This is a genomic window from Sutcliffiella horikoshii, assembly GCF_008180725.1.
GTDB lineage: Bacteria > Bacillota > Bacilli > Bacillales > Bacillaceae_I > Sutcliffiella_A > Sutcliffiella_A horikoshii_B.
The window spans coordinates 416,286-443,133 of record NZ_VTEV01000003.1 but is presented as its reverse complement, the minus strand read 5'-3'; the positions used below and the strand labels follow the sequence as shown (position 1 = coordinate 443,133).

At 40.9% G+C, this 26,848-nt stretch carries 27 protein-coding genes; 21 read left to right on the top strand and 6 right to left on the bottom strand.

What is annotated here, in order from left to right; genetic code table 11:
* Positions 1–138 precede the first annotated feature (138 nt).
* From sppA to FZC76_RS09045, 8 genes are all read left to right on the top strand, one after another.
* Positions 139–1,149, top strand: coding sequence for a signal peptide peptidase SppA (sppA, locus tag FZC76_RS09080; RefSeq protein ID WP_148987897.1), 1,011 nt, complete (start codon positions 139–141; stop codon positions 1,147–1,149).
* A gap of 12 nt (positions 1,150–1,161) precedes the next feature.
* Complete coding sequence (locus FZC76_RS09075; protein WP_148987896.1) at positions 1,162–1,707, top strand: RDD family protein; 546 nt, start codon at positions 1,162–1,164, stop codon at positions 1,705–1,707.
* A gap of 86 nt (positions 1,708–1,793) precedes the next feature.
* Entirely contained in the window at positions 1,794–2,495 is a 702-nt protein-coding gene (locus FZC76_RS09070) for a DUF2953 domain-containing protein (RefSeq protein ID WP_262372503.1), read from the top strand.
* A gap of 20 nt (positions 2,496–2,515) precedes the next feature.
* Complete coding sequence (gene ytfJ / locus FZC76_RS09065) at positions 2,516–2,995, top strand: GerW family sporulation protein (RefSeq protein WP_148987894.1); 480 nt, start codon at positions 2,516–2,518, stop codon at positions 2,993–2,995.
* 300 nt (positions 2,996–3,295) lie between these two features.
* Positions 3,296–3,796, top strand: coding sequence for a thiol peroxidase (gene tpx / locus FZC76_RS09060; protein WP_148987893.1), 501 nt, complete (start codon positions 3,296–3,298; stop codon positions 3,794–3,796).
* A 137-nt stretch (positions 3,797–3,933) separates the two neighbouring features.
* Positions 3,934–4,929: a class I SAM-dependent methyltransferase gene (locus tag FZC76_RS09055; protein WP_148987892.1), complete on the top strand. Its 996-nt coding sequence runs from the start codon at positions 3,934–3,936 to the stop codon at positions 4,927–4,929.
* A 198-nt stretch (positions 4,930–5,127) separates the two neighbouring features.
* Positions 5,128–6,315 carry an acetate kinase gene (locus FZC76_RS09050; RefSeq protein WP_148987891.1) on the top strand — a complete coding sequence of 396 codons (1,188 nt, stop codon included), beginning with the start codon at positions 5,128–5,130 and terminating at the stop codon, positions 6,313–6,315.
* A gap of 110 nt (positions 6,316–6,425) precedes the next feature.
* The gene (locus FZC76_RS09045) at positions 6,426–7,286 is read left to right on the top strand and encodes an EcsC family protein (RefSeq protein WP_187442005.1); all 861 of its coding nucleotides are present in this window, start codon (positions 6,426–6,428) and stop codon (positions 7,284–7,286) included.
* A gap of 83 nt (positions 7,287–7,369) precedes the next feature.
* On the opposite strand, the gene FZC76_RS09040 is transcribed toward FZC76_RS09045, so the two are convergent.
* Positions 7,370–7,684 carry a hypothetical protein gene (locus FZC76_RS09040; RefSeq protein ID WP_148987889.1) on the bottom strand — a complete coding sequence of 105 codons (315 nt, stop codon included), beginning with the start codon at positions 7,682–7,684 and terminating at the stop codon, positions 7,370–7,372.
* A gap of 152 nt (positions 7,685–7,836) precedes the next feature.
* Here FZC76_RS09040 and FZC76_RS22970 point away from each other — a divergent pair, with 152 nt between their 5' ends.
* Positions 7,837–8,004 carry a hypothetical protein gene (locus FZC76_RS22970; protein ID WP_187442004.1) on the top strand — a complete coding sequence of 56 codons (168 nt, stop codon included), beginning with the start codon at positions 7,837–7,839 and terminating at the stop codon, positions 8,002–8,004.
* A gap of 15 nt (positions 8,005–8,019) precedes the next feature.
* On the opposite strand, the gene FZC76_RS09035 is transcribed toward FZC76_RS22970, so the two are convergent.
* Complete coding sequence (locus FZC76_RS09035; RefSeq protein WP_148987888.1) at positions 8,020–9,336, bottom strand: purine-cytosine permease family protein; 1,317 nt, start codon at positions 9,334–9,336, stop codon at positions 8,020–8,022.
* Between the two features lie 78 nt (positions 9,337–9,414).
* Here FZC76_RS09035 and FZC76_RS09030 point away from each other — a divergent pair, with 78 nt between their 5' ends.
* Both FZC76_RS09030 and ald read left to right on the top strand, forming a co-directional pair.
* Positions 9,415–10,233: an SDR family oxidoreductase gene (locus FZC76_RS09030; RefSeq protein WP_187442003.1), complete on the top strand. Its 819-nt coding sequence runs from the start codon at positions 9,415–9,417 to the stop codon at positions 10,231–10,233.
* Between the two features lie 161 nt (positions 10,234–10,394).
* Positions 10,395–11,516, top strand: coding sequence for an alanine dehydrogenase (gene ald, locus FZC76_RS09025; protein ID WP_148987886.1), 1,122 nt, complete (start codon positions 10,395–10,397; stop codon positions 11,514–11,516).
* A 48-nt stretch (positions 11,517–11,564) separates the two neighbouring features.
* On the opposite strand, the gene FZC76_RS09020 is transcribed toward ald, so the two are convergent.
* On the bottom strand, positions 11,565–12,668 hold the full coding sequence (locus tag FZC76_RS09020) for a M24 family metallopeptidase (protein WP_148987885.1): 1,104 nt from the start codon (positions 12,666–12,668) through the stop codon (positions 11,565–11,567).
* 172 nt (positions 12,669–12,840) lie between these two features.
* Here FZC76_RS09020 and FZC76_RS09015 point away from each other — a divergent pair, with 172 nt between their 5' ends.
* From FZC76_RS09015 to FZC76_RS09000, 4 genes are all read left to right on the top strand, one after another.
* Positions 12,841–13,524: a metal-dependent hydrolase gene (locus FZC76_RS09015; protein ID WP_148987884.1), complete on the top strand. Its 684-nt coding sequence runs from the start codon at positions 12,841–12,843 to the stop codon at positions 13,522–13,524.
* Between the two features lie 92 nt (positions 13,525–13,616).
* Entirely contained in the window at positions 13,617–13,859 is a 243-nt protein-coding gene (locus FZC76_RS09010) for a hypothetical protein (protein ID WP_187442002.1), read from the top strand.
* 69 nt (positions 13,860–13,928) lie between these two features.
* Positions 13,929–15,236 carry a CBS domain-containing protein gene (locus FZC76_RS09005; protein WP_148987883.1) on the top strand — a complete coding sequence of 436 codons (1,308 nt, stop codon included), beginning with the start codon at positions 13,929–13,931 and terminating at the stop codon, positions 15,234–15,236.
* Positions 15,237–15,610: 374 nt separating this feature from the next.
* Positions 15,611–16,579 (top strand): nuclease-related domain-containing protein, encoded by a 969-nt coding sequence (locus tag FZC76_RS09000; RefSeq protein ID WP_148987882.1) that lies wholly within the window; start codon positions 15,611–15,613, stop codon positions 16,577–16,579.
* 48 nt (positions 16,580–16,627) lie between these two features.
* Here the strand turns inward: FZC76_RS09000 and FZC76_RS08995 are convergent, their stop codons facing one another.
* Complete coding sequence (locus FZC76_RS08995; protein ID WP_148979694.1) at positions 16,628–16,960, bottom strand: YtpI family protein; 333 nt, start codon at positions 16,958–16,960, stop codon at positions 16,628–16,630.
* A gap of 181 nt (positions 16,961–17,141) precedes the next feature.
* On the opposite strand from FZC76_RS08995, the gene FZC76_RS08990 reads away from it, so the two are divergent.
* Positions 17,142–18,092: a DHH family phosphoesterase gene (locus tag FZC76_RS08990; protein WP_148987881.1), complete on the top strand. Its 951-nt coding sequence runs from the start codon at positions 17,142–17,144 to the stop codon at positions 18,090–18,092.
* Between the two features lie 49 nt (positions 18,093–18,141).
* Here FZC76_RS08990 and ytrI read toward each other — a convergent pair whose 3' ends face one another.
* Positions 18,142–18,642 carry a sporulation membrane protein YtrI gene (gene ytrI, locus FZC76_RS08985; RefSeq protein WP_148987880.1) on the bottom strand — a complete coding sequence of 167 codons (501 nt, stop codon included), beginning with the start codon at positions 18,640–18,642 and terminating at the stop codon, positions 18,142–18,144.
* A 1-nt stretch (position 18,643) separates the two neighbouring features.
* Complete coding sequence (locus tag FZC76_RS08980) at positions 18,644–18,979, bottom strand: YtrH family sporulation protein (protein WP_010195627.1); 336 nt, start codon at positions 18,977–18,979, stop codon at positions 18,644–18,646.
* Positions 18,980–19,130: 151 nt separating this feature from the next.
* Between FZC76_RS08980 and dnaE the strand changes: the two genes are divergently transcribed.
* From dnaE to accA, 5 genes are all read left to right on the top strand, one after another.
* Positions 19,131–22,457: a DNA polymerase III subunit alpha gene (gene dnaE / locus FZC76_RS08975; protein WP_148987879.1), complete on the top strand. Its 3,327-nt coding sequence runs from the start codon at positions 19,131–19,133 to the stop codon at positions 22,455–22,457.
* A 159-nt stretch (positions 22,458–22,616) separates the two neighbouring features.
* Positions 22,617–23,855: an NAD(P)-dependent malic enzyme gene (locus tag FZC76_RS08970; protein WP_148987878.1), complete on the top strand. Its 1,239-nt coding sequence runs from the start codon at positions 22,617–22,619 to the stop codon at positions 23,853–23,855.
* A gap of 3 nt (positions 23,856–23,858) precedes the next feature.
* Positions 23,859–24,473 (top strand): FadR/GntR family transcriptional regulator, encoded by a 615-nt coding sequence (locus FZC76_RS08965; RefSeq protein ID WP_148987877.1) that lies wholly within the window; start codon positions 23,859–23,861, stop codon positions 24,471–24,473.
* 186 nt (positions 24,474–24,659) lie between these two features.
* Positions 24,660–25,523, top strand: a complete 864-nt coding sequence (gene accD, locus FZC76_RS08960) for an acetyl-CoA carboxylase, carboxyltransferase subunit beta (RefSeq protein WP_148987876.1) — start codon at positions 24,660–24,662, stop codon at positions 25,521–25,523.
* Positions 25,517–26,503, top strand: coding sequence for an acetyl-CoA carboxylase carboxyl transferase subunit alpha (gene accA / locus FZC76_RS08955; RefSeq protein WP_148987875.1), 987 nt, complete (start codon positions 25,517–25,519; stop codon positions 26,501–26,503). The genes accD and accA overlap by 7 nt, the downstream gene beginning before the upstream one ends.
* Positions 26,504–26,848 lie beyond the last annotated feature (345 nt).

The window sequence follows — 26,848 nt, the reverse complement described above, 5'->3', positions numbered from 1 at the left end:
CAAAAAATATCCAAAAACATTATCCTTTTGGAAAAAATTTTAGTACAATTCTATATTGTGATAAGTTTACCATTTTGATGAAACTTTTTGAAACGATTTAACGTATAGTTACTGTACGTACAACTAGGAGGTTTAGATATGAGCGGAAAGCGTTGGGCTGCATTAGGTATTGCGGGATTATTGTTTTTTGTGTCAATTATGACGAGTTTTGCAACAAGACCTGCGGAAAGCTCCACATCTGATTCTTTTTCAGATATTTTCGGAGGAAAAGAAGAGTTTATTGAGGAAGTAATAGAAGACGGAAGTCCAAACCGCAAGATCCTTGTTCTAGAAGTTAATGGTGTTATCCAAGATACAGGAAGCGACGTGACTTCTGTATTCCAATCTCCAGGATATAACCACCGTCAATTTTTAAGAATGCTTGATCAAGCCAAAGAAGATGATTCAGTTAAGGGAATTATCGTGCGAGTCAATACACCGGGTGGTGGCGTTTCTGAAAGTGCAGAGATACATAAAAAATTGGTGGAGATTAAAGAAGAATCAGAGAAGCCAATTTATATTTCTATGGGCGCAATGGCAGCTTCAGGTGGATACTATATTGCTGCACCTGCCAACAAAATTTTTGCATCACCTGAGACCATTACGGGTTCCATCGGTGTTATCATGCAAGGCATTAATTACAAAGAGCTTGCTGAAAAATATGGTGTGAAATTTGATACCATCAAGAGTGGGCCATACAAAGATATTATGTCCCCGACAAAAGATATGTCTGAGGAAGAGCGTCAAATTCTTCAATCAATGGTAGACAATATGTATGATCAATTTGTAGAGGTTATTGTGGAAGGCCGAGGAATGAGTGAATCGGAAGTAAGAAGAATTGCTGACGGAAGAATCTATGATGGCCAACAAGCGAAAGATATCAACATAGTCGATGAGCTTGGTTATTTTGAAGACGTTATTGAGGCAATGAAGAAAGACCATGATATGGGGAACGTCCAAGTTGTTCAATACACAGAAAACCTAGGCTTAGGTTCATTATTCGTTATGAACGCTCAAGCTCTATTAAAGCCAGAGTCTGAAATGCAGATGTTAGCAAGGCTTATCAATCAACCTAACTCTCCAAGACTAATGTACTTGTATGCAGAGTAGGAGGGAGAAGAAATGAGAGATGAGCAAAATAATGAGTATACAAATGAGAATGTAATAGATGAAGACGTGAACGCAGTTGAACACAGAACTAGCAATGATACGATCTTTCCTTCGAAGGAAGTTGCGGTCATCGAATATCGCTATGCAGGGTTTTGGATGAGACTTTGGGCATTTCTGTTAGATCTACTAATCATTTGGAGCATCGGAGCTATCGTGATATTCCCGATTTTTAGACTACTAGGGGTATCGACTAATCAAAGCTTCATGTTCTCCCCTGCAACTATTGCCACCACCATTGTGCTATATGGATATTTTATTCTTATGACAAAGTATTTTAAACAGACGTTAGGAAAAATGGTGTTTGGTTTACGGGTGGTCGACCTAAAGGCTGATGAGCTTTCTTGGAAAACCATTTTCTTTAGAGAAGGTGTAGGACGTTATATAGCTTTAGTCTATGCACCTATCACCTACATCGTATTTCTTGTGGCAGCTTTTACAAGCAAAAAGCAAGGTGTGCACGACTTTATTGCTGACACGACAGTCGTTCATGAAAAATAACCAATAAACCTGAAGTCCATCGTGACTTTAGGTTTATTTTTTTTATGCTAGGAGATAATGGAAGGGGGAGGAAAGGGTGTGATAGTGTGATTTGGGCCATAATAATTTTTGCCATCATCATTCTTCTCTTAATCATGGTTCTCGTCACTAAAATTACCATCCAATTTTACTACCATCATCAACAAGATAATGATCAGATGACAGTGAAACTAAGTGCATGGTACGGGTTGTTGCGGTACACCATTGATGTACCTTTAATCAGTGTGGATAAAGAAACAGCATCCATTCATGTCGAGGAAAAAACCAAAGTTGGAGGCGGAAATCCGTCTCAAGGAAAACAAAAAGAGAAAGATTTTTCTCCAAAAGAGATATGGCAGAGTTTTGAAGATACATACGAACTGGTGCGCCACGTTGTGGGGATGCATGAGATTGTAAGAAGACTGCTTTCAAGAATGGAAGTGAATCACTTGGAATGGCATAGTAACGTTGGATTAGGGGATGCAGCCCATACTGGAATGTTTGTTGGGGCAGGTTGGTCGATTAAAGGAGGAATTGTTGGTTTTTTAAGCAATTATACAGACTTCCGAGCTCAGCCGGAACTCTCCATCACCCCTTATTTCCAATATGCTGTTTCCCAGACAATGTTTAAGTGTATGATTCGGTTTCGAATCGGGCATGCTATGTTGGCAGGAATAAGAATCGTTAAATATTGGAAGGGCGGTAGACCAAAGTTTAAAACTCGTCCTTTATCCGTGTTATCCAAAGAGGATAATCACAAATCCATGTAACAGCAATAAGGAGGATCAATATGTCTGAACATCCAATTAAGAGTCTTATGACAACAGCGATGGAAAATTTAAAAGATATGATTGATGTTAATACCATCATCGGTGACCCGGTAGAAACGCCAGATGGAAGTGTCATTTTGACTGTTTCCAAAGTCGGATTTGGGTTCGCAGCAGGAGGAAGTGAGTTCCAAGGCGGGAGTTCTTCAGGACCTGAAAGACACGATGGCGGTGGCAATCAACAAAGCCAAGGTAACAAGCTTCCTTTTGGCGGAGGTAGTGGGGGTGGAGTTTCCATCACTCCAATCGCTTTCTTGATTGTAAATTCGCAAGGAGTGAAAATGCTTCACCTTGATGAGAGCACAAGTATCTATGAGAGATTACTGGATCTGGCTCCACAGGCAGTTGAGAAAGTGCAACAAATGTTGAATAACAATAAACATAACAGTGGAAATCACTCTGAACATTCTTACAACAACCATAAACAGGATTTAGATTTCTAAAATTGCCGGCTGCACAGCAGTTGGCTTTTTGTTTGGTTGCTTGCTTGGTTATTGGGAGAGTGTGAGGGGATCAAGGGATTTCGGGCGGATATCAAGAAACTTCGGGATATATCAAGAAAACTCTCGTGGATATCAAGAAAACTCAAGAAATATCAATAAATCTACACATTTTGACAAACTTAGAGCCCTTATTAAAACCAACACTTCCCCCTCTACACAAATAAAGATTGATTAATTGCAAAACTAAAAAAACATAGCTATTATTACAAGTGTACATACAATTTGAGGAGGGAAATTAACATGGCAAACGTAACATTTAAAGGTAACCCAATGACACTACTTGGAAGCGAAGTGAAAGTGGGCGACCAGGCTCCAAACTTCTCCGTTCTTGCAAACGACCTATCTCCAGTAACATTGGAAAACTACAAAGGATTCAAGAAACTAATCAGCGTAGTCCCTTCCATTGATACAGGGGTATGTGATCAACAAACCCGTAAGTTTAACGAAGAGGCAGCAAAGCTTGATAACGTTAAAGTTATTACAGTTAGCATGGACTTGCCTTTCGCTCAAAAACGCTGGTGTGCAGCTAGTGGGCTTGACAATGTTGAGGTAGTATCTGACCACCGTGATGCTTCTTTCGGTGAAGCATACGGCGTACTTATGCAAGAACTACGTCTACTTGCCCGCTCTACGTTTGTTGTGGACTCCAACGACAAAGTAACTTACGTTGAATACGTAGGGGAAGGTACTGACCACCCTAACTACGAAGCGGCAATCGAAGCAGTAAAATCCGCTGAATAATACCTTACTCAAAATCATTGCACCAAGACGAGCAGACTGTGATAATAGCAGTCTGCTTTATTTTTGCCCAATCTCCATGTAAAATAGGAATACTGAAAATTGGTTGGGAGCAGTTCCCCAAGAAAAGGAGTGGCACAATGTCCATAACAAAACTAGAAAATACATTTTCCTTATTTGATACAACCGCACAAATCCTACAAGAAGAACTAGACTGTACATACCTAGAAGCACTAGCAGAAACTGCAGAAAACCTCTTCCACGGAGCAGTCATCCAAGAAGAAGTATCAGAAGTGACCAAACGCAGACTTGAAAAAGAATACAGCAAACAACACATCGCTTCCCTTCAAAAAGAAGAAATCAGAAAAGGGTTCCAACTAGCAATCCTTAAAGGAATGAAAGATGCCGTTCAAGCTAATCACCAAATGACTCCTGATGCGATCGCGATGTTTATGGGATACCTCGTCGGAAAATACACCTCACATCTGCAACAGATGACAATGTTGGATCCTGCCATCGGTACAGGAAACCTTCTTACAGCTGTCCTTAACCACCAGCCTAACAAAAAACTAGAGGCATTTGGTGTGGATGTGGACGACCTGTTAGTGAAGCTTGCCTATAATAACGCCAACCTGCAAGAGCAGGCAATCAGTTTATTCAACCAAGATGGCTTAAGCAACTTATTTGTAGAGCCAGTTGATGTGGTAGTGAGTGACCTTCCGGTTGGCTATTATCCTGACGATAACAATGCTGCCAACTTCAAGTTAAAAGCAGAAGAAGGCCATTCCTATGCACATTATCTTTTCATCGAACAAGGTTTGCGTTACACCAAACCAGGCGGACACCTGTTATTCTTGGTTCCAAACTCTATGTTTGAAGAAGAGGAAGCCAAAAGAGTCAACTCTCTAATAAAAGATGAAGCGTATATTCAAGGTATGCTTCAACTTCCGGAAACCATGTTCCAAAACAAAAACCATGCAAAAAGCATCCTTGTTTTGCAGAAAAAAGGAATAGGCATTGAGCCTCCTAAAGAAGCTCTATTAGTAAACCTGCCAAGCTTCTCCAACATGCAGGCAATGGAAAAAATCATGGCTCAAATCAACCACTGGTTCTCTGAGAAAAAGAATACAAAATAACTATGCTATTCTTCAGAAAATAACGAATATATAAGGTAAGCGTTACCATATAGGGAAGCCTCTTGCAAATGCAGTATCACGGTGTTTAAATGAAAAAGGTATATATAATATCGGAACTTTGCACAAGATAGGTAGAGTGTAAAAACATTTAATCATCCATCCAAGTGTGACCATATAAAAGGAGTTGTACGTATCGTCATGTCAAAAGTTATTGCAATAAATGCAGGAAGCTCTTCTCTTAAATTTCAATTGTTCGAAATGCCTAGTGAAAATGTTATTACAAAAGGGTTAGTGGAACGTATCGGCTTAAACGATGCTGTTTTCACCATCTCTGTGAACGGTGAAAAAGTAACAGAAATCACAGACATTCCAGAACACGGGGTAGCTGTTAAAATTTTATTGAAAAAACTAATCGACCTTAACATCATCAAAAGCTTTGATGAAATCACAGGAATAGGACACCGTGTTGTACATGGTGGAGAGAAGTTCAATGATTCTGTCCTAATTACAGATGAAGTGTTAGGTCAATTAGAAGAACTTTCAGAGCTTGCACCACTTCATAACCCGGCAAACCTCGTAGGAATTAAAGCATTCAAGGAAATTCTTCCGAATGTACCGGCTGTGGCTGTTTTTGATACAGCATTCCATCAATCCATGCCGGAAAAATCATTCCTTTATAGCTTGCCTTACGAGTACTATGAAGACTATGGCATCCGTAAATATGGTTTCCATGGTACCTCTCATAAATATGTTTCCGAGCGTGCTGCAGAATTACTTGGCAGACCGGTTGAGCAACTTCGCCTGATTTCTTGTCACCTTGGGAACGGTGCCAGTATTGCGGCAATCGAAGGCGGAAAATCCATTGATACTTCCATGGGCTTCACACCGCTTGCAGGTGTAGCAATGGGAACTCGCTCTGGTAATATTGACCCGGCTTTGATTCCATTCATCATGGAGAAAACAGGCAAGACAGCCGATGAAGTATTAGAAGTATTGAACAAACGCAGTGGTATCCTTGGAGTTTCAGGATTCTCCAGTGATCTTCGTGATATTGAATCTGCTGCAACTGAAGGTAACGAGCGTGCTGAACTTGCATTAGAAGTATTCGCAGGTCGTATCCATAAATATATTGGTTCCTATGCTGCAAGAATGTACGGAGTGGACGCAATCATCTTTACTGCAGGTATTGGTGAGAACAGTGATGTTATCCGTGCAAGAGTTCTTCAAGGACTTGAGTTTATGGGCGTTTACTGGGATCCAGCATTGAACAAGGTTCGTGGTAAAGAAGCATTTATTAACTACCCGCACTCTCCAGTTAAAGTCATCGTCATTCCTACGAATGAAGAAGTAATGATTGCAAGAGATGTAATGAAAATAGCATTATAATTTTCAGTCCCCGATCAGTTTAATTCAACAGATCGGGGACTGTTTTTTTGTACAGAATTACTATGGTATAATGGAGAAAACTAGCAGTTGGAAAAGTGAGGGGAAGAATTGTGTCCAATAGAAGTCAGGAAGAACAATGGAAACATAAACTTTCACAATGGGAAGAAAAACTATATACATACGAACCATCCCAATTTTCAGATACACTGGATCATTGGGTGGACAAGGCCTTCGATCTACTGTCAGACGATAAAAAGCAGGTATTTTTTGCCCAAATCGACACATGGTTATTTCATTTACACGGCATCATTCAGCAGTCTTCCTTCCAACAGCAAGCAGAAGAACGGATTGTCCATATGGCACGTAGCTATAGGGATGACATTAAAAGGATTGAAGATATACGAGAACTGCCCTTATCACAAAAAGCATTCATCGCCGAGCAACAGATTGCCACGCAAAAGCTTTATTCGGTGGTTCAGGGTGGGATGACAGGAACGGCAAAACTGTCTACCCTTGCCATTGACATCCCAGCTTTTGCGGCACTAAATATTCGTACTACACAGCTAATTGCGATGTCTTACGGCTATAGGGCAAGTACGCCGGTTGAAATGGTAAAGTCATTACAATTATTCTATGGTGCGACCATTCCAAAAAAATATCAGCATGAGCGTTGGGAAACATTGAAAAGTGAACTTGGACAGGATGTTGATCATTATTTTGACGTGTTAACAGATAAAGATCATCCGACCGTATGGCTACAACAACCTTTAATGCACCTGATTAAATTATTATTTGTCGCAATAATAGGACGTAAAAAAGTAAACAATGTCCCGTTTCTCGGCATGATAACCGCAGCAGGAACCAACTATTACTGGACCAAAGAAGTCTCAGAATTTTCCCATTACTACTACATGATGAGACACCTAGTAGAAAACGGAGAACTAGATGAATCGGAATGTGAGATGTTTTAATGTAATATGGAAAATATAGCAGTTGCTTGGAGCAAAAGAGGTGTCCAAGAAAAAGACGAATATCCATAGCGGATATTCGTCTTTTATGAGTGTATTTTAGATGATGAAACATGCTGGTTCATTCGATACCAAAGCCATAAATCATTGATAACACTAGCGTGACCAGCAATCTCCGAATTTAGTTCGCATGACCGTTCAAAATCTGCTTCATCATTCAATTGAGCCTGCTTATCATTAATTTCTCCTTCTAACTCTTTAATCCGGTCCGGTATACTCCCGCGTATCTTTTCCCACTTTAATAAGATATCCTGCTGTGTTTCTTTGTTATATTGAGTCCATTCTAAATCCAGCTGTGGCAAAGATATTCCAAGCCTTGGATCTTTTACAAAAGAAAACATCGCTACTTCCTTCCTTTTCTCCCCGTTTTTACTCATTGTATAATAACTAACAAGAACATTCTATCCATTTACCCTGTAATTTTTTCCACCTTTAAATGTTTGTCACGCGACGCAAACTAGAATGGATACTTAGTTGAAAGGTGGAAACCACTATGAAGAAAAAAGATCCAAAAGAAGTTTTCTCTTATGATGATAATGCGGTAAATGAGGTTCACAATCAAATTACGGATGCATATTCAAGCGGAGTAGTTGGACAGCAATACAGTTCAAACGCATACCAACCGGTAGAAGGAGAAAGTGAACATACTTCCCACGAATAAGAAAAACAGGTGCCGTCAAAAGGGCACCTGTTTTTGTGATTTTTTTATAAAGAATAAATAAATAACTCCTGTAAAAAGGAAAGCCAAGAAACCAGGGGATAAGTTTTCGGGCAAAAGTAAATAAACGCCTATTCCAATTCCAATACAAATAAAAGCGATTTTGTTATAGGAAGGTAACCCCTCACTAATGTCAATTTGCTTCCTTTTTATAAATAGAAAATCAGTGATAATGACAGCGGATAAAGGGATGACGAATGCCCCAATAAAAGATATATATTTTTCTGCTTCTTCCACCAATGCAGGTGATAGGGATAATAGTATTCCAGCAGCTCCAAAAAATATGCTACTTTTTATTCTTCCAAGTTGGGGTAAAGAATTCAATAAACTGAATCCACCTGTATAGGCATTGCTTAAGTTGATGGAAACCATCGATAATATGGCCGCACCTAAAATGATCGCGGTTAATAGACCGGAGTTGGTCATTTCGCTGGTTGCAATAAACGGATTATAATTTCCTGTCAGACTGGCTGTGTAAGCTCCGAAAAAAGCAGTAAGAATAAAGCCTAGGGCATTTCCGGTAAACAACCCCCAGAATCCCTGTCTGGAAGTAATGGCGTACCTCGTCACATCTGCTGAAGAAGACACACCAGATACATATTGAACAAAAGCAAGACTTGCAAAAAAGCCCATGGTCGGAAGGTTCCACCCACCATCTACTTTTACAGCAGATTCCACACTCATTCCTTTAGTGAGCAAAAGATATAGCATTACTAGCTGCCCGAGAATCAGCCATGGCATAAAGTACTTGGTTGCCCTTTTTACAGCATCAAATCCGACAAGTGCAAGGCCGCTCATGATGAAGGCTAATAACATGGCAATTATGTAAAATGGCAATGAAAACTGAAATGCTCTCTCAAGAATAAATTGTACCACCAACGTACCGCCTATGGTCTGTACAGAGAACCAGTAGAGAGACGTGAGGGTGCGAATGGGGGAGGAGATATACCTGGATCCCTTTATGCCAATGATAGACCGTATGGCAAATTGAGAAGGAATTCCCCGCTCCGCACCAGGCAATGATAAATAAGAAACAAATAAAAAGGCGAGTATTGCGCCAAATATAGTGGAGATAAAGGCTGCATAAAAGTTGAGACCCCCTTGAATTACAGCAAGTGCAGGGACAAGGAAATTTCCCGCATTGACCGAAAATGCAACCTGTATAATTAAATATTCATACCAACGTGTTTGCCTTAATTCTTGTGGAACGGCATCTAAACCGAACCGCTCTATCCGGCTTTGAGGAGGAAGTGCCACAGTTTGTGCTTTAGACATGAGAAGGTCATACTCCTTTCTTTCGTGTACCTAACAATCATTTTATCGTATCTTAACGGGTTATATGTTGTAAATTTAATGAATTTACAAGAAAATATAGAGGTAAGCAATTCTATTAAGGGGGAATCCAGTTTGAGACATGCCGTAATAACAGCTGGTTCCAAAGGACTTGGAAAAAAAGTGACGGAACAGCTGTTGATAAAAGGATGTTCTGTTTCAATAAATTATAGAAATGACACAGAAGCTATTGAAAAATTTAAAGAAGAATGGAGCCACATCGGAGAAAACAGACTGCATTTTTTTCAAGGAGACGTAACGAAAAAAGAACAGATGCAGCAATTCATAGACGAAGTGATCCAACGCTTCGGTAGAATTGATTTTTTAATCAATAACGCAGGACCTTATATTTTTGAACGTAAAAAATTGGCTGATTACTCGGATGATGAATGGTATGAAATGATAGAAGGAAATCTTAGTGCCGTTTTCCACCTTTTCCGTAAAACCATCCCTGTTATGAGGGAACAAAGATTCGGGCGCATTATTACATACGGTTTTCAAGGGGCCGAATCATCTCCAGGTTGGATTTATCGATCTGCTTTTGCAGCAGCGAAGGCTGGACTTGTATCGCTGACAAAATCCATTGCTATTGAAGAAGCAGAACATGGCATCACGGCCAATATGGTCTGCCCAGGTAATATTGTGGGGGAAATGAAAGAAGCGACCATTGATCAGTCCAGAGAGTTGGAGGATTCTAAGGATACCCCTGTCGGCCGTTCCGGGACAGGGGAAGATATTGCAAGGGCAATTGAATTTTTATGTGAAGAAAACTCTGATATGATTACAGGAGCCGTTCTGGAAGTAACTGGGGGAGTAGATGTTATCAACCGATTTCGTTAATCCAAGTATTTTTCATCATTAAATTTAGATAATATTGATAATTCCGCCTGTTTTAAAGCGCTTACAAAAATGCTTAAAAAACTATTTTACATTTTCTAGTTTAATGTTATATTAGTTACGTCTTAACGCTTTGTGATTATGATGAGGGAGGTATTTAATCCATGAGAATTGGAGTACCTAGAGAGATAAAAAACAATGAAAACCGTGTTGCGATGACACCTGCAGGGGTAGTGAACCTTGTTGGCTTCGGACATGAAGTATACATAGAAAAAGAAGCTGGGATCGGATCTGGCTTTACGGATGAGCAGTATGTACAAGCTGGTGCGAAAATGGTGGAAACAGCAGAAGAAGCATGGTCCATGGACATGGTCATGAAGGTGAAAGAGCCACTTCCTTCTGAGTACAGCTATTTCCGTGAGGGGTTAATCCTTTTCACGTATCTTCACCTTGCTCCAGAACCTGAGTTAACAAAAGCACTTATTGATAACAAAGTAGTGGGAATTGCTTATGAAACCGTTCAACTTCCAAATGGCTCGCTGCCATTATTAACACCAATGAGTGAAGTAGCCGGTCGTATGGCTACACAAATTGGAGCTCAATTCCTTGAGAAAATCAAAGGTGGCAAAGGTATCCTATTAGGTGGTGTTCCTGGTGTTCGCCGCGGGAAGGTAACGATTATCGGTGGAGGTGTCGCTGGTACGAATGCTGCGAAGATGGCAATCGGACTTGGTGCGGATGTGACCATCCTTGACTTAAACCCAGATCGTCTTCGTCAGCTGGATGATATTTTCGGTAAAGACATCCAGACGCTAATGAGTAACCCGTTGAACCTTGAAATCGCAGTAAAAGAATCTGATCTTGTCATTGGAGCGGTACTTATTCCAGGTGCCAAAGCGCCGAAGCTTGTGTCAGAGGAAATGATTCAATCCATGGGTGCAGGATCTGTTGTGGTGGATATCGCTATCGACCAGGGTGGAATTTTTGAAACGACAGATCGCATCACCACGCATGATGACCCAACATATGTGAAACATGAAGTTGTTCATTATGCAGTTGCAAACATGCCAGGTGCAGTTCCGCGAACATCCACAATCGCATTAACGAATGTAACGGTACCTTATGCGGTGCAAATTGCAAACAAAGGCTACAAACAAGCATGCTTAGATAATGAAGCGTTACTAAAAGGTATTAACACGCTTGACGGTTATGTAACATATGCGGCAGTGGCAGAGTCTCATGGCTTGGCATATGAGAGTGCAGGTAATCTTTTAGTGAAAAACTAATGATTATAAAAACAGGTACCCTTTCAAATTGGGTACCTGTTTTTCTTATTATGGCTTAATGATTTGTAGGTCTTTTGGATAGCTTGTTAACAATTCGATTCCGCCGTCCGTTACTAGAATATCATCCTCGATTCGTACACCACCGACTCCTGGTTTATAGATTCCAGGCTCAATCGTAAATGCCATTCCTTTTTGAAGTTTCATTGAATTAGTTTCATTCATGGATGGATACTCGTGTACTTCAATTCCAAGTCCGTGACCAATGCGGTGGGTGAAAAATTCTCCAAATCCACTTTCCGTTATGATGGAACGAGCTGTTCGATCAATCTGCCCTATTTCCACTCCTGGTTTACAAATATCCACGGCAGCAAGCTGTGCTTTCAATACGGTTTCATAGATTTCCTGCTGTTGTTCGTCCACACTACCAAAGGCAACCGTTCTTGTGATATCTGAACAATATCCATTCAATACAACACCAAGGTCAAATAACACAAGGTCTCCTTCCTTCACTTGATCCAAGCCTGGCTTCCCATGAGGAGCGGCGGTTTTTAATCCTGTCAGCGCCATGGTTGAAAAGGACATTTGGCTGATGCCCTTTTTCTTTAGCTCATACTCGATGGTGGCAACAAGCTCCTGCTCGGTAACACCTTTTTTTAGATGATGAACTCCAACTTCCACTCCGAAATCAGCAAGTTTAGCTGCTTCTCTCAAGATGGAAACCTCTTCTTCATCTTTTACTAGACGAAGCTGATACATCTTATCTTCTGCAGCGGCAAGTTTTACGCCCGGGAAAATCTCCTCTAACTTATGTAAACGAGCCACAGTCATATGTTCCTGCTCAACTGCCAGCTTTTCTATACTTAAACCTTGTTGATTCACATACTCTTGGACTTTTTGCCACGGATCGTCCGTGTCGTTGTAACCCACAATGCCGTAGGCCCAACCGGTTTTCTTCACCTGCTCGACTTCCATATTCGGACAGACAATCGCAGGCTCGCTGTTTGGGAAAGCAACTAGTCCCAACAGCCTTTCGTGTGGATCTGTGTAAAAACCACTTATGTAAAATATGTTCGGGGTAGACGTTAAGAAACAACCGGACAAGTCCTCCTGTTTCAGCCATTCCACCAGTTGTTGCAGACGATGTTCTTTCAAATCAGCCACTCCTTTATTGGATAAATTACTTCTAGTTACGAAGTTTAATACGTTTACATTAAGAGTATCAGGGAATCATACTTGTGTAAATTTTATTAGAAGGATTTTTGGTTAAAAAAGAGAAGATTAACTGGGTGGAAGAATTTAAGTTGGAGAAGGAGAGGTTGTTAGAATGAAGGTTTCCTATCATGGACATTCTGTAGTAAAAGTAGAGGCTAACGGAAAGACCATTCTTTTTGATCCGTTTATTACGGGAAATGGCTTGACAAATTTAACAGCAGAAGACGTAAAAGTGGATGTAATTCTTTTAACACACGGACACAATGACCATGTTGGGGATACGATTGACCTTGCCTTGAAGAATGATGCGCTGGTGGTAGCGCCATTTGAACTTGCCGAATATTTAGGGTGGCAAGGCGTGAAGGTACATGAAATGCATATTGGCGGAGCGCATGAGTTCGATTTTGGTAAGGTGAAACTGACGCAGGCTTTTCATGGCTCTAGCTATACAGATTATGAAACGAAAACGATTGTCTATACAGGAATGCCGAGTGGAATCTTGTTGACCATTGATGGGAAGACGATTTTCCATGCCGGAGATACAGCACTATTTTCTGATATGAAGCTAATCGGCGAGTTAAATAATATTGATGTGGCCTTCCTTCCAATTGGGGATAATTTCACGATGGGTCCGGATGATGCGGTGTTGGCTGCAAAGTGGTTGGATGCTTCAACAGTAGTACCAATTCATTTTAATACGTTCCCTGTCATTGAACAAAATCCACATGAGTTTGTTTCCAAACTTCCTGAAGGTGTGGGGAGAGTGCTAGAAGTAGGGGAAGCTATAGATTTATAGTGGCTTTTAAAAAAGAAGCAGATTTGCTTCTTTTTTTTATTGTGCCGAATATACTTGATACAAGCTATCGAGTTTGGAAGGAGTGTCAAGTGTTGAAGAATAGACTTTTATTATCGTTATTGTGTATCGGTGCCATGCTATACGTTGCAGTTCCGCGTTTGCCGGTGACCGAAGATGGTCTTGCAGGATGGTTTGGCGTTGCATGGCTGGTGCTAGCCTTAATGGCAGTTGGAGGTAATATTGCAGCAATCATGTATTTGCCAAAGCGAAACCGTATGGTCCGAAAAGCGAAATTGGCAGAGGTCAAAAAGGTCCGATTGCGTCAATATCAGTAAACACGTTGAATACAAGCTCTAACACCCGTATAATAAAGGTACAAATAACTATGTGGACGGGTGAAGAGTGTGACAAAGCATGAACAGATTCTCCAATATATTGAAGAACTTCCTATTGGAGAAAAAATATCAGTACGACAAATTGCCAAGGCATTGACGGTGAGTGAAGGTACGGCATACAGAGCGATTAAGGATGCCGAAAATAAAGGATATGTTAGTACCATCGAACGCGTTGGTACTATTCGTATTGAGCGGAAAAAGAAAGAGAATATCGAAAAGCTGACATTTGCCGAAGTGGTCAACATTGTGGATGGACAAGTTCTTGGTGGCAGAGAAGGACTTCATAAGACATTGAACAAATTTGTCATTGGTGCGATGAAACTAGAGGCGATGATGCGATATACGGAAGCTGGCAATTTGTTGATTGTCGGAAACCGCTACAACGCCCATAAGCTTGCCATCGAAGCTGGTGCAGCGGTGTTGATTACCGGTGGATTTGATACTGATGATGAGGTAAAGCGATTAGCCGATGAAATGAAACTTCCGATCATCTCCAGCAGCTATGACACGTTCACTGTTGCAACATTGATTAACCGTGCCATCTATGATCAGTTGATCAAAAAGGAAATTGTGTTGGTCGAGGATATTTTGACACCAATCGAAGCGACGACTTATTTAACAACGGAGGACACGATTGCAGAGTGGTATAGGGTAAATGAAGAAATCAAGCACAGCCGCTTTCCAATTATTGATAAAAACTTGAAGGTGCAGGGTGTGGTTACTTCTAAGGATGTTCTAGGGAAGGATTCTTCGACGCCTATTGAAAAAGTAATGACAAAAAATCCAATTACCGTTAATGGGAAGACTTCTGTCGCATCCGCAGCCCATATCATGGTGTGGGAAGGGATCGAGATGCTGCCTGTTGTTGACCCGAACCACCGTCTACTAGGAATCATCAGCCGTCAGGACGTATTGAAGGCGTTGCAGATGATCCAAAGGCAGCCGCAGGTCGGTGAAACCCTTGATGACATCGTGACCAATCAATTTATGGATGTCACAGAATCAAAAGGGGAAGAGGCTTACCAAAGTGAAGTGACCCCACAGATGACCAACTCGGTCGGAACGATTTCATACGGAGTATTCACAACGATTGTGACGGAAGCAGCTAAGCGTGTGATCCGTAATGTGAAAAAGAGTGATATGGTCGTGGAGAACATCACGATTTATTTTATCAGGCCAGTACAGATTGACAGCACGATTGAGATTCGTCCGAAAGTACTCGAGGTCGGCCGTAAGTTCGGTAAAGTAGATGTGGAAGTTTATCACGAAGGCAATGTTGTGGGCAAGGCAATGATGATGGTGCAGTTGATACAGTAGCTGGTTTGATTAAGGGACGCGCGGTAAAGGCGTGGAACGCTCTCACCTTATGGGGTGGGGGCTTTTTTGTGGTTTGGCGGAGAACGAAGGTCAAGGGCAAAGATTAAAGTGTTGAAGGGCTTTTGGTGGTGGGGCTGGGGGAGGGGTGCGGATTTTGTCGTAACTTCTCGATTTCTTGATATATTGTATTTTTTCTTGATAAAAGTTGAAATTTATTGATATATCCCAAAATTTATTGATATATCCCTAGAATTCTTGATATAATCCGATTTTTCTCGATATCCCAAATATCTCTCCGCAAATTCCACACTCTTGAAGGATTTTATGCCTCTTTATCGAATTATATCCTACAGGTCATATTAAGGAGAGATGAAATGATAAAGAAACCACGAGAAAAGTCAGTAAGACTATTAACATTGGAAGCTGCAATGAGAAGAGTTCCCCTCGAGCACCCGCAATATAAACAAATAGAGAAGGAACACGCTAGATTGCATTACGGATTTGTCGGAGAAAAAGCACTTGATTATTACCTCACTTTCCTTCCCAATAAAAACTCCCAATTATTACACGGACTTCGTATAGAGGATCCCCTAAATCGATTCTTTCAAATGGATACACTATTGATAACTCCAGCATATTGCCTAATTTTAGACTCGAAGTATATTTCTGGTACCTTGGAATTTGATGAGACGACAAATCAATTGATTAGGCATAGAGGGGAAGAGAAGGAAAAGTTTGGTGATCCGTTGTCTCAGGTTGAACGGCAAAGATATCAACTTTCTCTATGGTTGGATAAAAATAATTTTCCACCCTTACCGATAGCTAGCCAAATAGTTCTTACTCACTCGAATGCCACCTTAACTAAAGCGACCCCATCGTTAATGAAAAAAGTCACCTTTCATACAAACCTTCCAAATAAGCTACAAACTATTGATAATTTTAAATACCCTCCATTACTTGACAAATCCAACTTTAGAAAAATAGCAAAGGTTCTTATTAAAAAGCATACACCAGATGAATTTTCTTTGTTAAAGTACTATGGAATTCCATATCATGAACTTAAAAAGGGAGTTGTTTGTCCAGGTTGTGCATACCTGCCTATGCTACAAAAACAAGGGAATTGGATTTGTAGAAATTGCGGATTGTATTCTAAAACGGCTCATATAGAGAATCTCATGGATTATAAGTTACTAGTTGGTAATATGATAACCAACAGAATAATAAGAGACTTCCTTCTGCTTCCTTCACCAAGTGTAGCAAACTATCTTTTAAATTCCTTGGAACTCCCGGTACAGGGGACCAACAAAGGCCGCAAATACCTACTGACTCAGTTCAAATTATAAATCAAACAAAAAAGCCGCCCCCAAAAAGGAACGACTCTCCACTCAACCTCAATCCGTAACTGTCTTCTCTTTCATTTCTGCTTCCTTCACTGCTTCTGCTTCTTCTATGGCAAATGGCAGGTAGAAACGGTAGGCTTTGTAGCCCGCCCAGATGCTTCCTAATCCTACAACCAACAAGATTATTCCGACAACGATGGCAACCGTGGATAGTGGATTAATGAGAGAATTAACGCCAAAAAAGAAAACGAAACTTCCCAGAGCGATGCTGGATTTTGCACTTAGCCATTTCTTTTCGGCTGGCAATTGGGTGCGGAAGTATTTTACTTTATACATTAAGTAGAACATTAATGAAAAGATAATGAGAAAAACAAAAATAGCCAAAAGGACACACTCCTTTATAATTCAAACATGATAGTTAATATTTTACCATACGCATACAAGCTATATTGTAACGTGTTCGTGAACAAAATTCTACTTTTCCACGAAAATGATATTTCTTTGAGAACCAGGGAAACTGTGATTAAATAAAAGAAAAGAAACAGGTGAAAGAGGGTTACATACGATGAGGCAGCAGATTATCGATGAAATTAAGGCGCATGATACGGTCATTATTCACCGTCATGTTAGGCCGGACCCAGATGCGTATGGGTCGCAATGTGGATTGGCTGAGTTGATTAAGGAGAGTTATCCGGAAAAAAAGGTGTATCGCGTTGGAGAAGCGGAGGAGTCGTTAAATTTCTTGAGCAAGCTTGATGAGATCCCGGACTCCAGTTACGATGGGGCGCTTGTGATTGTCTGTGATACGGCCAATACGGATCGTATCTGTGATAAACGCTACAAGTTGGCGGCTAAGTGGATAAAGATAGACCATCATCCGAATGAGGACAGATACGGGGATTTGATGTGGGTGGATACGGATTCGAGTTCGACGAGTGAAATGATATACGAATTGTATCTTGCCGGGAAAAACCAGGGATGGGTGATGACAAAGGAAGCTGCAAGACTTATATTCGCGGGTATAATTGGAGATACGGGGAGATTCCTTTTCCAAAGCACCAATACGAAGACATTTCAATATGCGAGTGAACTATTGAGCTACGGATTCTCTATGACAGAGCTTTATGATGAGCTGTACCGAACGAAGTTGCACATTGCCAAACTTAGCGGATTTGTGCTTGAGAATTTCTCCATGCATGAGAATGGGATTGCTTCGATGAAGATTACACCTGATATTTTGCAACGATATAACGCTCTTCCTTCTGAGGCGTCACAATTGGTTGGGATGCTTGGTAACATCGAAGGGATTAAGGCGTGGGCTTTCTTTATTGAAGAAGCAGATCAGATCAGGGTGAGGCTTCGTTCGAAAGGGACGATCGTCAATGAAATTGCCAAGAAGTACAACGGTGGAGGTCATCCGTTGGCGTCAGGGGCATCTATCTATAAATGGGAAGAGGCGGACCATGTTCTCGCTGACCTTATCGAAGCTTCCCGAGCACAATTGCAAGGGGAGTAGGAAAGTAAAAGAGGAAGTGGCTACAACAATAGGCAGTCGCTTCCTCTCCTCATTCCATTTTCACAATTAACAAGTCCATTTCAATCGTCGTGTCTATATAAAGAAAGTCGACCTCGAAGTAGTATCGTTTGTCATCAAGTGTGTAGCTTTTGTTTTCAATGACTTTTATAAGCAATTGACGATTGTCTTTAATGCTCGCGACATCTTTAGAAACCTGGTCGTTAAGATCCTCTGTAATCCTTGCAATGATGGAGGAACGGCTGAACGAGTTGAGCATGTACTTTTCATGATTAATGATGGATATTTTAAAATCTTCTATTTTTAATTGGTCTTTTTCCTCTTTTAATTTATCATTGTCCTCTGTCAGAATATGAATTCTGTTTTTGTAGCTTCTCACTTCTTCCTTATATTTAATGAGATCGCCGATATTCTTTTCCAAAGTGACGCCGTACATAAGCATGAATATCAGCCAGCCTACGATTGCACCCAACACCACTCCGGAAAAAAAACGTTGCCACCCGGGATCGCGGTTATATGGAGGAACCCTCATGTTATAAAGTCTCCTGTGTGAGCCAGCTGATAATGAGTGCGCCGGTTTGGGCGCCACCGGTTGCGGAGATAATTAATAGCAATTGTTTTACTAAGAATTTTGTTTCGCCGTTGAACAATCCTTTTTCCAGATTATAAAAAGTATCAAATGTACCTCCGATTGCAGCTACGATTGCCCATATCTTCAAACTTTTGGCCAAGCTCCACATTCTCGTCAAGGGTGGATCCCCTACTAGAAATGCGGCAATTCCACCGATGATTGCTCCTCCAAGTATTACCCCGACTGCAATGAAAAAACTGAAAATAAGGGTAGCGACGAATGGATCTTTTACGTCCATTTTCATCATCCTTTCTGTCCTTATTCATATATATGGACAGGAAGTTGTAAGTATGTGATGTTAATGGAGAAGTTTCTTCATTGTGTTTGGAACAGTATAAACCCTATAATGAATATATAAAATGGAAGCGTTAAATAAGGTGTGATGATTAATGAGTGTGGTTCATTTACATATAAAAAGCAGTTATAGTCTTTTGAACAGTTCTGTCCGGTTTTCTAAGCTTGTTGAACGTGCCAATGAGCTTGGTTTAAAGTCCCTTACGCTTACAGACGAAGATGTGATGTATGGGGCTGTGGATTTTTATAAAACTTGTAAAGCCGCAAACATTAAGCCGATTATTGGTCTGACGCTTTCTGTCTTGTCGGATGAGAAGGACGAGGAGTCAAGGTATCCTGTCATTCTTTTGGCGAAAAATAACCAGGGATTTACGAACCTAATGAAGTTATCAAGTGTGGTGCAGACCAAATCGCCTCAAGGGGTTCCGAAAAGATGGTTGAAGCATTATACCAAAGGACTGATTGCAATTTTGTCTGGTTCCGAGTCCGAACTTGCGCACAAAGAAGCGCAAACTGCGGAAGAATACCTTGAAATGTTTGAGCAAGATTGTGTATATCTGGGGATTGATCGCAATTCCATTCTCGCACATGAACGTTCAGAAGCTACACGGAAAAGACATAGCGAGTTGCCAATCGTGGCCTTAAGCAAAGTGCATTATCTTTTCAAAGAGGATGTCTTTGTTTACGAGTGTTTACGCAGCATCAAACAAGGCACGAAGCTTGAATCCCTGCCTAAAGAGGCTCCAGATTATCTACGGGCATCTAATGAAATGACACAGTTATTTGAAGATATCCCGGATGCATTGGAGAATACTTGGAAGATTAGTAACCAATGTCACGTGGATCTGGAGTTTGGGCAAGCCGCTCTCCCAAGTTATCCGGTTCCTGAGGGGGAGACTGCAGACGATTATTTAGAAAAGACCTGCTGGGAAGGACTTCAAAAAAGGATCGGGGAACCGTCTGAAGAGTATAAGGCTCGCCTGTCCTATGAGCTTCAAGTAATTAAAGGGATGAAGTTCAGTGACTACTTTTTAATTGTTTGGGACTTTATGTATTTTGCCAGAAATGCAGGGATCTTGACTGGACCCGGCCGTGGTTCTGCTGCTGGTTCATTGGTCGCTTATTCCCTTTTCATCACTGATGTGGATCCGATTGCACATGATCTTCTTTTTGAAAGGTTTCTTAACCCTGAGCGTATCACCATGCCGGATATTGATATCGATTTTCAAGATAATAAGCGTGATGAGGTCATTCGTTATGTGGCGGAAAAGTACGGAGAGCTCCATGTTGCCCAAATCATCACATTTGGTACTTTGGCTGCAAAGGCGGCATGGCGGGATGTTGCTAAGGTTTTAAACCTTTCAGGGAAAGAACTTGAGATGATTTCTAAGATGATCCCATCAAGGCCTGGTATTACGCTTGATGAGGCATATCAAGAGAATGAAAAATTGCAAAGAGCGATAAACGAGACAAAGGAAAGAAAGCGTGCCTTTCAAACAGCGCAGAAAATGGAGGGGCTACCTCGTCATTCTTCTACACATGCAGCAGGGGTGGTCATTACCCATAAGCCTCTAACAGAATTAATTCCGATACAAGCTGGTCAACAAGACATTTACCTCACTCAATACACGATGGAAACCCTTGAGGAGCTTGGGTTGCTTAAGATGGACTTTCTTGGACTGAGAAACTTAACAATGATTCAAAGCATCCGTTATCAAGTGAAAAAAGAAACAAATCACCACATGGAAGAAATCCCGCTTGATGATGCAGCAACCTTCCGCCTTTTAAGTGAAGGCGATACGTCCGGGATCTTTCAACTAGAGTCACCTGGGATGAGAAAGGTTCTAACAAAGCTTAAGCCTTCAAACCTAGAAGATATCGTGGCGGTTAACGCCCTGTACCGGCCGGGTCCAATGGAACAAATTCCTTTGTTTATTGAACGTAAGCACGGACTGAAAAAAGTGGAATATCCGCATCCAGACCTGATTCCTATTTTGGAGAAGACGTTTGGGGTTATTGTGTATCAAGAGCAAATCATGCAAATCGCGGCCGTAATGGCAGGATTCTCTTTAGGCGAAGCAGATTTGTTAAGAAGAGCGGTAGGAAAGAAAAAGAAAGAAGTTTTGGCAAAAGAAAGAGCGCATTTTGTGGATGGATGCCTGAAAAAAGGCTATGAGGAGAAGGTTGCCAACTATGTCTATGATTTGATTGTCCGATTTGCCGACTATGGATTTAACCGAAGTCATGCTGTTGCCTACAGTATGATATCTTATGAGCTTGCCTACCTAAAGGCAAACTACCCAAAAATTTTCATGGCGACACTTCTTTCCAGTGTGATGGGAAGTGAGCAGAAACTCTCTCAATATATCACGGAAACAAAACGGAAAGGCATACAAGTCCTTCCACCCTCGATCAATAAAAGTGGAATTGCATTTCAGGTGGAAGAGGCAGGTATACGCTTCAGTTTGTTAACGATTAAAGGAGTGGGAGTGCAGGCTATAAAAGCTCTAATAGAGGAGCGGAGAAAAAAGCCTTTTAGTGATCTATTTGATTTTTGCAACAGGGCTTCTTCCAAAATCAATCGGAAGACGATCGAAATGCTGATCTTTGGTGGGAGCATGGACGAGTTTGGGGAGGACAGGGCTACGCTTCTAGCAACTTTGGATGTAGCCATGCAACATGCAGAACTTGTCATGCCTTCAGATGACGATCAAATTGACTTTTTCTTAGAAGAAGAATTCAATATTAAACCGAAGTATGTAAAGGTGGAACCGTTACAATTGACGGAACAATTGCAATTAGAGAAAGATGCCTTGGGCTTTTATCTTTCCAAACATCCGACAGAACCTTTTGCAGCTTACTTTCAGCTCGGTGGTGCGTCCCTTATTCTTGACCTTCCGTCCACAACATCGAAAAAGGTGAGAGTCGGAAGTTTCATATCAAATGAACGGGTTATTCGAACGAAAAAGGGAGATCTCATGGCATTCCTTACTCTTTCTGATCAATCGGGTGACTTAGAAGCTGTAGCGTTTCCTGAACTTTATAAACGATTTTCTCATCTGTTGAAAACTGGGGAAACGTTAATGGTAGAAGGAAATCTGGAAGAACGGGAAGGGAAAGTACAGCTGATCATAAAAAATATCATCGAAATTGATACACTGATAGAACAATATGCACATTTAATTGGTGATCTTTTTTTACAAATTGACGAAGAAAAACATGAGCAAGAAGTGTTTCAACATCTGCAAAAAGTGCTAAAAACGCATCATGGCCCATCAACAGTGTATGTCCATTATACGCAAGCGAAAAAAACGATAAAGCTTCAGCCGTCCTTGTATGTAACACCTACCGAAGAATGTTTGCTCAAGCTGAAAACCATCCTTGGCGATGAGAATGTAGTGTTTAAAAAATCTTTACAATGATTAATATTATGATATAGTTAACAAGGAGGTGGTCAGACCACCTTTTCCTTGTTTTTTTTAGTATAATGAAATGGTAAATATATTAAATGGAAGTCATCACAAGATCCTACTGTAATAAAGGTAATGAGGATGACAAAAATAGCAGGGGGGACATGTATCATGTCTTTAAAAGAAGAAGCATTACATATGCACAAGATTCACCAGGGGAAATTGGAGTCAAAATCAAAAGTTCCCGTAAGAAATGCTAAGGATTTAAGCCTGGCATATTCTCCTGGAGTAGCTGAGCCGTGTAAAGCAATTTATGATGATAAAAACAAAGTCTATGATTATACGATGAAGGGCAATATGGTAGCTGTCGTTTCTGATGGGACAGCAGTATTGGGACTAGGCAACATCGGTCCTGAAGCAGCTTTACCGGTAATGGAAGGAAAAGCGGTATTGTTCAAAAGCTTTGCTGGAGTGGATGCATTTCCGATTTGCTTGAACACGACGGATGTAGATAAAATTGTGGAAACGGTGAAGCTTCTTGAGCCTACTTTTGGAGGAGTGAATCTTGAGGATATCGCTGCTCCAAACTGTTTCGTTGTGGAAGAGCGTCTGAAGAAAGAAACAAATATCCCTATTTTCCATGACGATCAACACGGTACAGCAATTGTAACGGTCGCAGGCCTAGTAAATGCCCTCAAGCTAGTGAAAAAGAATATCGGAGAAATTAAAGTGGTGGCGAATGGTGCAGGTGCAGCAGGAATTGCCATCATCAAATTATTATATCGATATGGTGTAAGGGATATTACGATGTGTGATTCTAAAGGTGCCATCTATGAGGGGCGCCCTTATGGAATGAATAGTGTAAAAGCCGAAGTGGCTACCTATACAAACCGTAGCAGAGTGGAAGGGACATTGGCTGATGTTATGAAAAACGCTGATGTGTTCATAGGGGTGTCTGTTGAAGGTGCTTTGACACAAGCGATGATTGAAAGCATGAACAAGGATGCCATCATCTTTGCCATGGCCAACCCAAACCCGGAAATCATGCCGGCAGAAGCAAAGCTTGCAGGTGCCAGTGTGGTAGGGACTGGACGTTCGGATTTCCCTAACCAAGTAAATAATGTCTTGGCTTTTCCAGGAATATTCCGTGGTGCGCTTGATGTAAGGGCCACTCATATTAACGAACAAATGAAAATAGCTGCAGTCGAAGCCATTGCAAGCCTGGTATCTGATGATGAGCTAAGTGATGATTATGTCATTCCAGCTCCTTTTGACCCACGTGTAGCTCCTGCTGTGGCAGCAGCTGTCGCAAAAGCTGCAATGGAAACAGGAGTTGCCCGTATTAAAGTGGATCCAGAAGAGGTAGCAGAAAAAACCAGACGGACCGCCATTATTGGAAAAAGTGAATAGTCTATGACAACACCTACGAAAATGTATCTAGAGATCGTCAAAAAAATTCGGGCCATCATTGTAGCAGACGGCTTGAAAGCAGGCGACAAGATTCCTTCCGAGCGTGAACTGTCCGACAGATTAAATGTCGGACGGTCTTCTGTTCGAGAAGCACTTCGGGCACTGGAGCTCTTGGGCCTTATCGAGACAAGACGTGGAGAAGGAACATTTATTAAAGATTTCAAAGAACACCACCTGGTAGAGCTATTAGGTACGTTCATTTTGGAGCAGGATAAGACCAAAAATGATTTAATAGAAACCAAACTGGAGATAGAAAAATCATGCATCCAGCTATTTATGCAAAAAGCTTCCGTAAAAGATCATGAGAAACTGAGAGAAATGCTTTCAGCTCCCATATCTAGGACAGAACTTTTCAAAGGGATTGTGACGATAGTAGACAACAGTTTGATGCTAAGAATTTGGACGCTTGTCAATAGTTATGCACAGATTATCTCAAAGGATAATATGATAGAGAGTGGTGTTTTGGAAGAGTTACTAGAGGCGATGAGAGAGAAGCAAGCGGAACAAGTGATAAAGCTATATGAAAAACATTTTACGGAAATTGTCGATAAAAAGTAGACAAGAATCTACAACATCCATCGTGGAGTTTCCGTTACATTAACAGTATGAGTATAAAGGTAAGTAAAGGAATTTGTTTATTGAAATAATGTTAACAGCCTTACTTACCTATATTTTGACCTGTTATTAGTACCAAATACCAAAACTAAGTAACAAGTTTCTGGATTAAAGGGAGGTTCTGTTGTTTTGTTGAAGGATTTGTTCACAAAGAAGAAAAAATATGCATCCATTCCATCGGAACAAGCAAATCAAGATGTACCAGAAGGAATTATGACCAAATGTCCAAGCTGTAAAAAAATAATGTATACAAAAGAGTTAATGAAGAATCTGAAGGTCTGTCTACACTGTGGCCATCATCATCCTATGAATGCAAAAGAAAGAATTCAAAGCTTATTGGATAAAGGCAGCTTTACCGCATATGATGTGGATATGGTTTCTGAAAACCCTCTAAATTTTCCAAACTATTTGGAGAAACTAGAAGGTGACCGGAAGAAAACCGGAATTAATGAGGCGGTTGTAACTGGTGAGGGGACGATTAATAGTTTCCCGCTTGTCGTTGCTGTAATGGATTCTACTTTCCGTATGGGAAGCATGGGATCGGTAGTGGGTGAAAAAATCACCCGTGCCATTGAAAAGGCAAAAGAGAAGAGAGTGCCATTCCTTATTTTCACTGCTTCTGGTGGTGCAAGAATGCAGGAAGGTGTTTTAAGTTTGATGCAAATGGCGAAAACTAGTAGTGCCCTAAAACTTCATAGTGAAAGTGGCGGGTTGATCATTTCGGTGATGACTCATCCAACTACTGGTGGTGTATCTGCAAGTTTTGCATCATTAGGAGATTATAATTTTGCAGAACCGAAAGCTTTAATTGGGTTTGCAGGTAGACGTATCATTGAGCAAACCATTCGGGAGGATCTTCCGGAAGACTTTCAAACGGCGGAATTTTTATTGAAATGTGGTCAATTAGATGCCGTTATTCCTCGTCTTGAGTTAAAAGAAACCTTAACAAATGTATTAGATATACACCAGGGAGGAGGGGAGACGAGATGGTAGGAGAAATGGAATTCGAAAAACCGGTTGTAGAACTTCGCAAGAAAATAGGTGAATTAAAAGAGTTCACAAAAAATAGCGACATGGATCTTACTAGTGAAATTGAGAAACTGGAAGTAAGACTAGAAAAACTAGAATCAGATATCTATGGAAACTTAAGTCCGTGGGATCGCGTCCAAATAGCCAGACATCCCGAACGCCCCACCACGTTGGATTATATTGAACGTGTTTTTACGAACTTTCTAGAATTACATGGAGACCGATACTATGGCGATGATGAAGCAATTGTAGGTGGAATTGGAAAATTTGACGGCGTGCCTATCACCATCATCGGGCATCAGCGTGGAAAGGATACGAAAGAAAACATCCGCAGAAACTTCGGTATGCCGCACCCGGAAGGATATCGCAAAGCACTAAGATTGATGTATCAAGCTGAAAAATTTAATCGTCCAATCGTGTGTTTCATTGATACGAAGGGTGCTTACCCTGGAAAAGCTGCGGAAGAGCGTGGACAAAGTGAAGCCATTGCCAAAAACCTGTTTGAAATGGCAGGTTTGAAAGTGCCGGTTATTTGTATTGTCATCGGTGAAGGAGGTAGCGGCGGAGCCCTTGCACTTGGTGTGGGGAATCATGTACACATGCTTGAGAACTCTACTTATTCTGTTATTTCACCAGAAGGAGCGGCCGCTATTCTTTGGAAAGATGCCAGTCTCGCAAAGAAAGCAGCAGAATCTATGAGGATTACTGCACCTGATCTGCACGATTTAGGAATCATTGATAAAATTATTCCAGAAGCTAAGGGCGGTGCCCACAAAAATGTAGATGTTCAAGCAAAAGGAATTAAAGAGATATTGAAAGAGTCCCTTCAAGATCTCATGCCACTGACTGCAGAAGAATTAATCGAACACCGCTATGCAAAATATAAACGAATTGGTGCATTCTCGTTTAAAGAGCAACTTAAGCCTGAAAAAATCAACCAGTAGATATTCTTAGATATTCCATATACAACACAAAAGAATTTTCAGCAGGAGGGAATAGGTTATTTTCCTCCTGTTTTCTTTTGGATAGGAAGGAATAAGCTGGGTATCTTAATGGAAGAGCTAAAAGTTTGTGAATACCTATAGAATATACAGATATACATAATAAAATTGACCAAAATGTCAACAATGGAAAATGACAGCGCATCCAAAACTTTTCATTGACAATTTTCAGTTGTTTTCGACATACCTTCATGTTAATTTTGAATAAAGAGGCTTTACATGATACTCATTCTTCTAATAAAATATATGTTTGGGTATACGTTTATAGGTAAATTAGCTCAAGAGGTG

Excerpts from the sequence above, each read along its gene's own strand:
- sppA (WP_148987897.1), top strand. The coding sequence starts at position 139 with ATGAGCGGAAAGCGTTGGGCTGCATTAGGTATTGCGGGATTATTGTTT.
- FZC76_RS09075 (WP_148987896.1), top strand. The coding sequence starts at position 1,162 with ATGAGAGATGAGCAAAATAATGAGTATACAAATGAGAATGTAATAGAT.
- ytfJ (WP_148987894.1), top strand. The coding sequence starts at position 2,516 with ATGTCTGAACATCCAATTAAGAGTCTTATGACAACAGCGATGGAAAAT.
- tpx (WP_148987893.1), top strand. The coding sequence starts at position 3,296 with ATGGCAAACGTAACATTTAAAGGTAACCCAATGACACTACTTGGAAGC.
- FZC76_RS09055 (WP_148987892.1), top strand. The coding sequence starts at position 3,934 with ATGTCCATAACAAAACTAGAAAATACATTTTCCTTATTTGATACAACC.
- FZC76_RS09050 (WP_148987891.1), top strand. The coding sequence starts at position 5,128 with ATGTCAAAAGTTATTGCAATAAATGCAGGAAGCTCTTCTCTTAAATTT.
- FZC76_RS09040 (WP_148987889.1), bottom strand. The coding sequence starts at position 7,684 with ATGTTTTCTTTTGTAAAAGATCCAAGGCTTGGAATATCTTTGCCACAG.
- FZC76_RS22970 (WP_187442004.1), top strand. The coding sequence starts at position 7,837 with ATGAAGAAAAAAGATCCAAAAGAAGTTTTCTCTTATGATGATAATGCG.
- FZC76_RS09035 (WP_148987888.1), bottom strand. The coding sequence starts at position 9,336 with ATGTCTAAAGCACAAACTGTGGCACTTCCTCCTCAAAGCCGGATAGAG.
- FZC76_RS09030 (WP_187442003.1), top strand. The coding sequence starts at position 9,415 with ATGAATTTACAAGAAAATATAGAGGTAAGCAATTCTATTAAGGGGGAA.
- ald (WP_148987886.1), top strand. The coding sequence starts at position 10,395 with ATGAGAATTGGAGTACCTAGAGAGATAAAAAACAATGAAAACCGTGTT.
- FZC76_RS09015 (WP_148987884.1), top strand. The coding sequence starts at position 12,841 with ATGAAGGTTTCCTATCATGGACATTCTGTAGTAAAAGTAGAGGCTAAC.
- FZC76_RS09000 (WP_148987882.1), top strand. The coding sequence starts at position 15,611 with ATGATAAAGAAACCACGAGAAAAGTCAGTAAGACTATTAACATTGGAA.
- FZC76_RS08990 (WP_148987881.1), top strand. The coding sequence starts at position 17,142 with ATGAGGCAGCAGATTATCGATGAAATTAAGGCGCATGATACGGTCATT.
- ytrI (WP_148987880.1), bottom strand. The coding sequence starts at position 18,642 with ATGAGGGTTCCTCCATATAACCGCGATCCCGGGTGGCAACGTTTTTTT.
- FZC76_RS08980 (WP_010195627.1), bottom strand. The coding sequence starts at position 18,979 with ATGGACGTAAAAGATCCATTCGTCGCTACCCTTATTTTCAGTTTTTTC.
- dnaE (WP_148987879.1), top strand. The coding sequence starts at position 19,131 with ATGAGTGTGGTTCATTTACATATAAAAAGCAGTTATAGTCTTTTGAAC.
- FZC76_RS08970 (WP_148987878.1), top strand. The coding sequence starts at position 22,617 with ATGTCTTTAAAAGAAGAAGCATTACATATGCACAAGATTCACCAGGGG.
- FZC76_RS08965 (WP_148987877.1), top strand. The coding sequence starts at position 23,859 with ATGACAACACCTACGAAAATGTATCTAGAGATCGTCAAAAAAATTCGG.
- accA (WP_148987875.1), top strand. The coding sequence starts at position 25,517 with ATGGTAGGAGAAATGGAATTCGAAAAACCGGTTGTAGAACTTCGCAAG.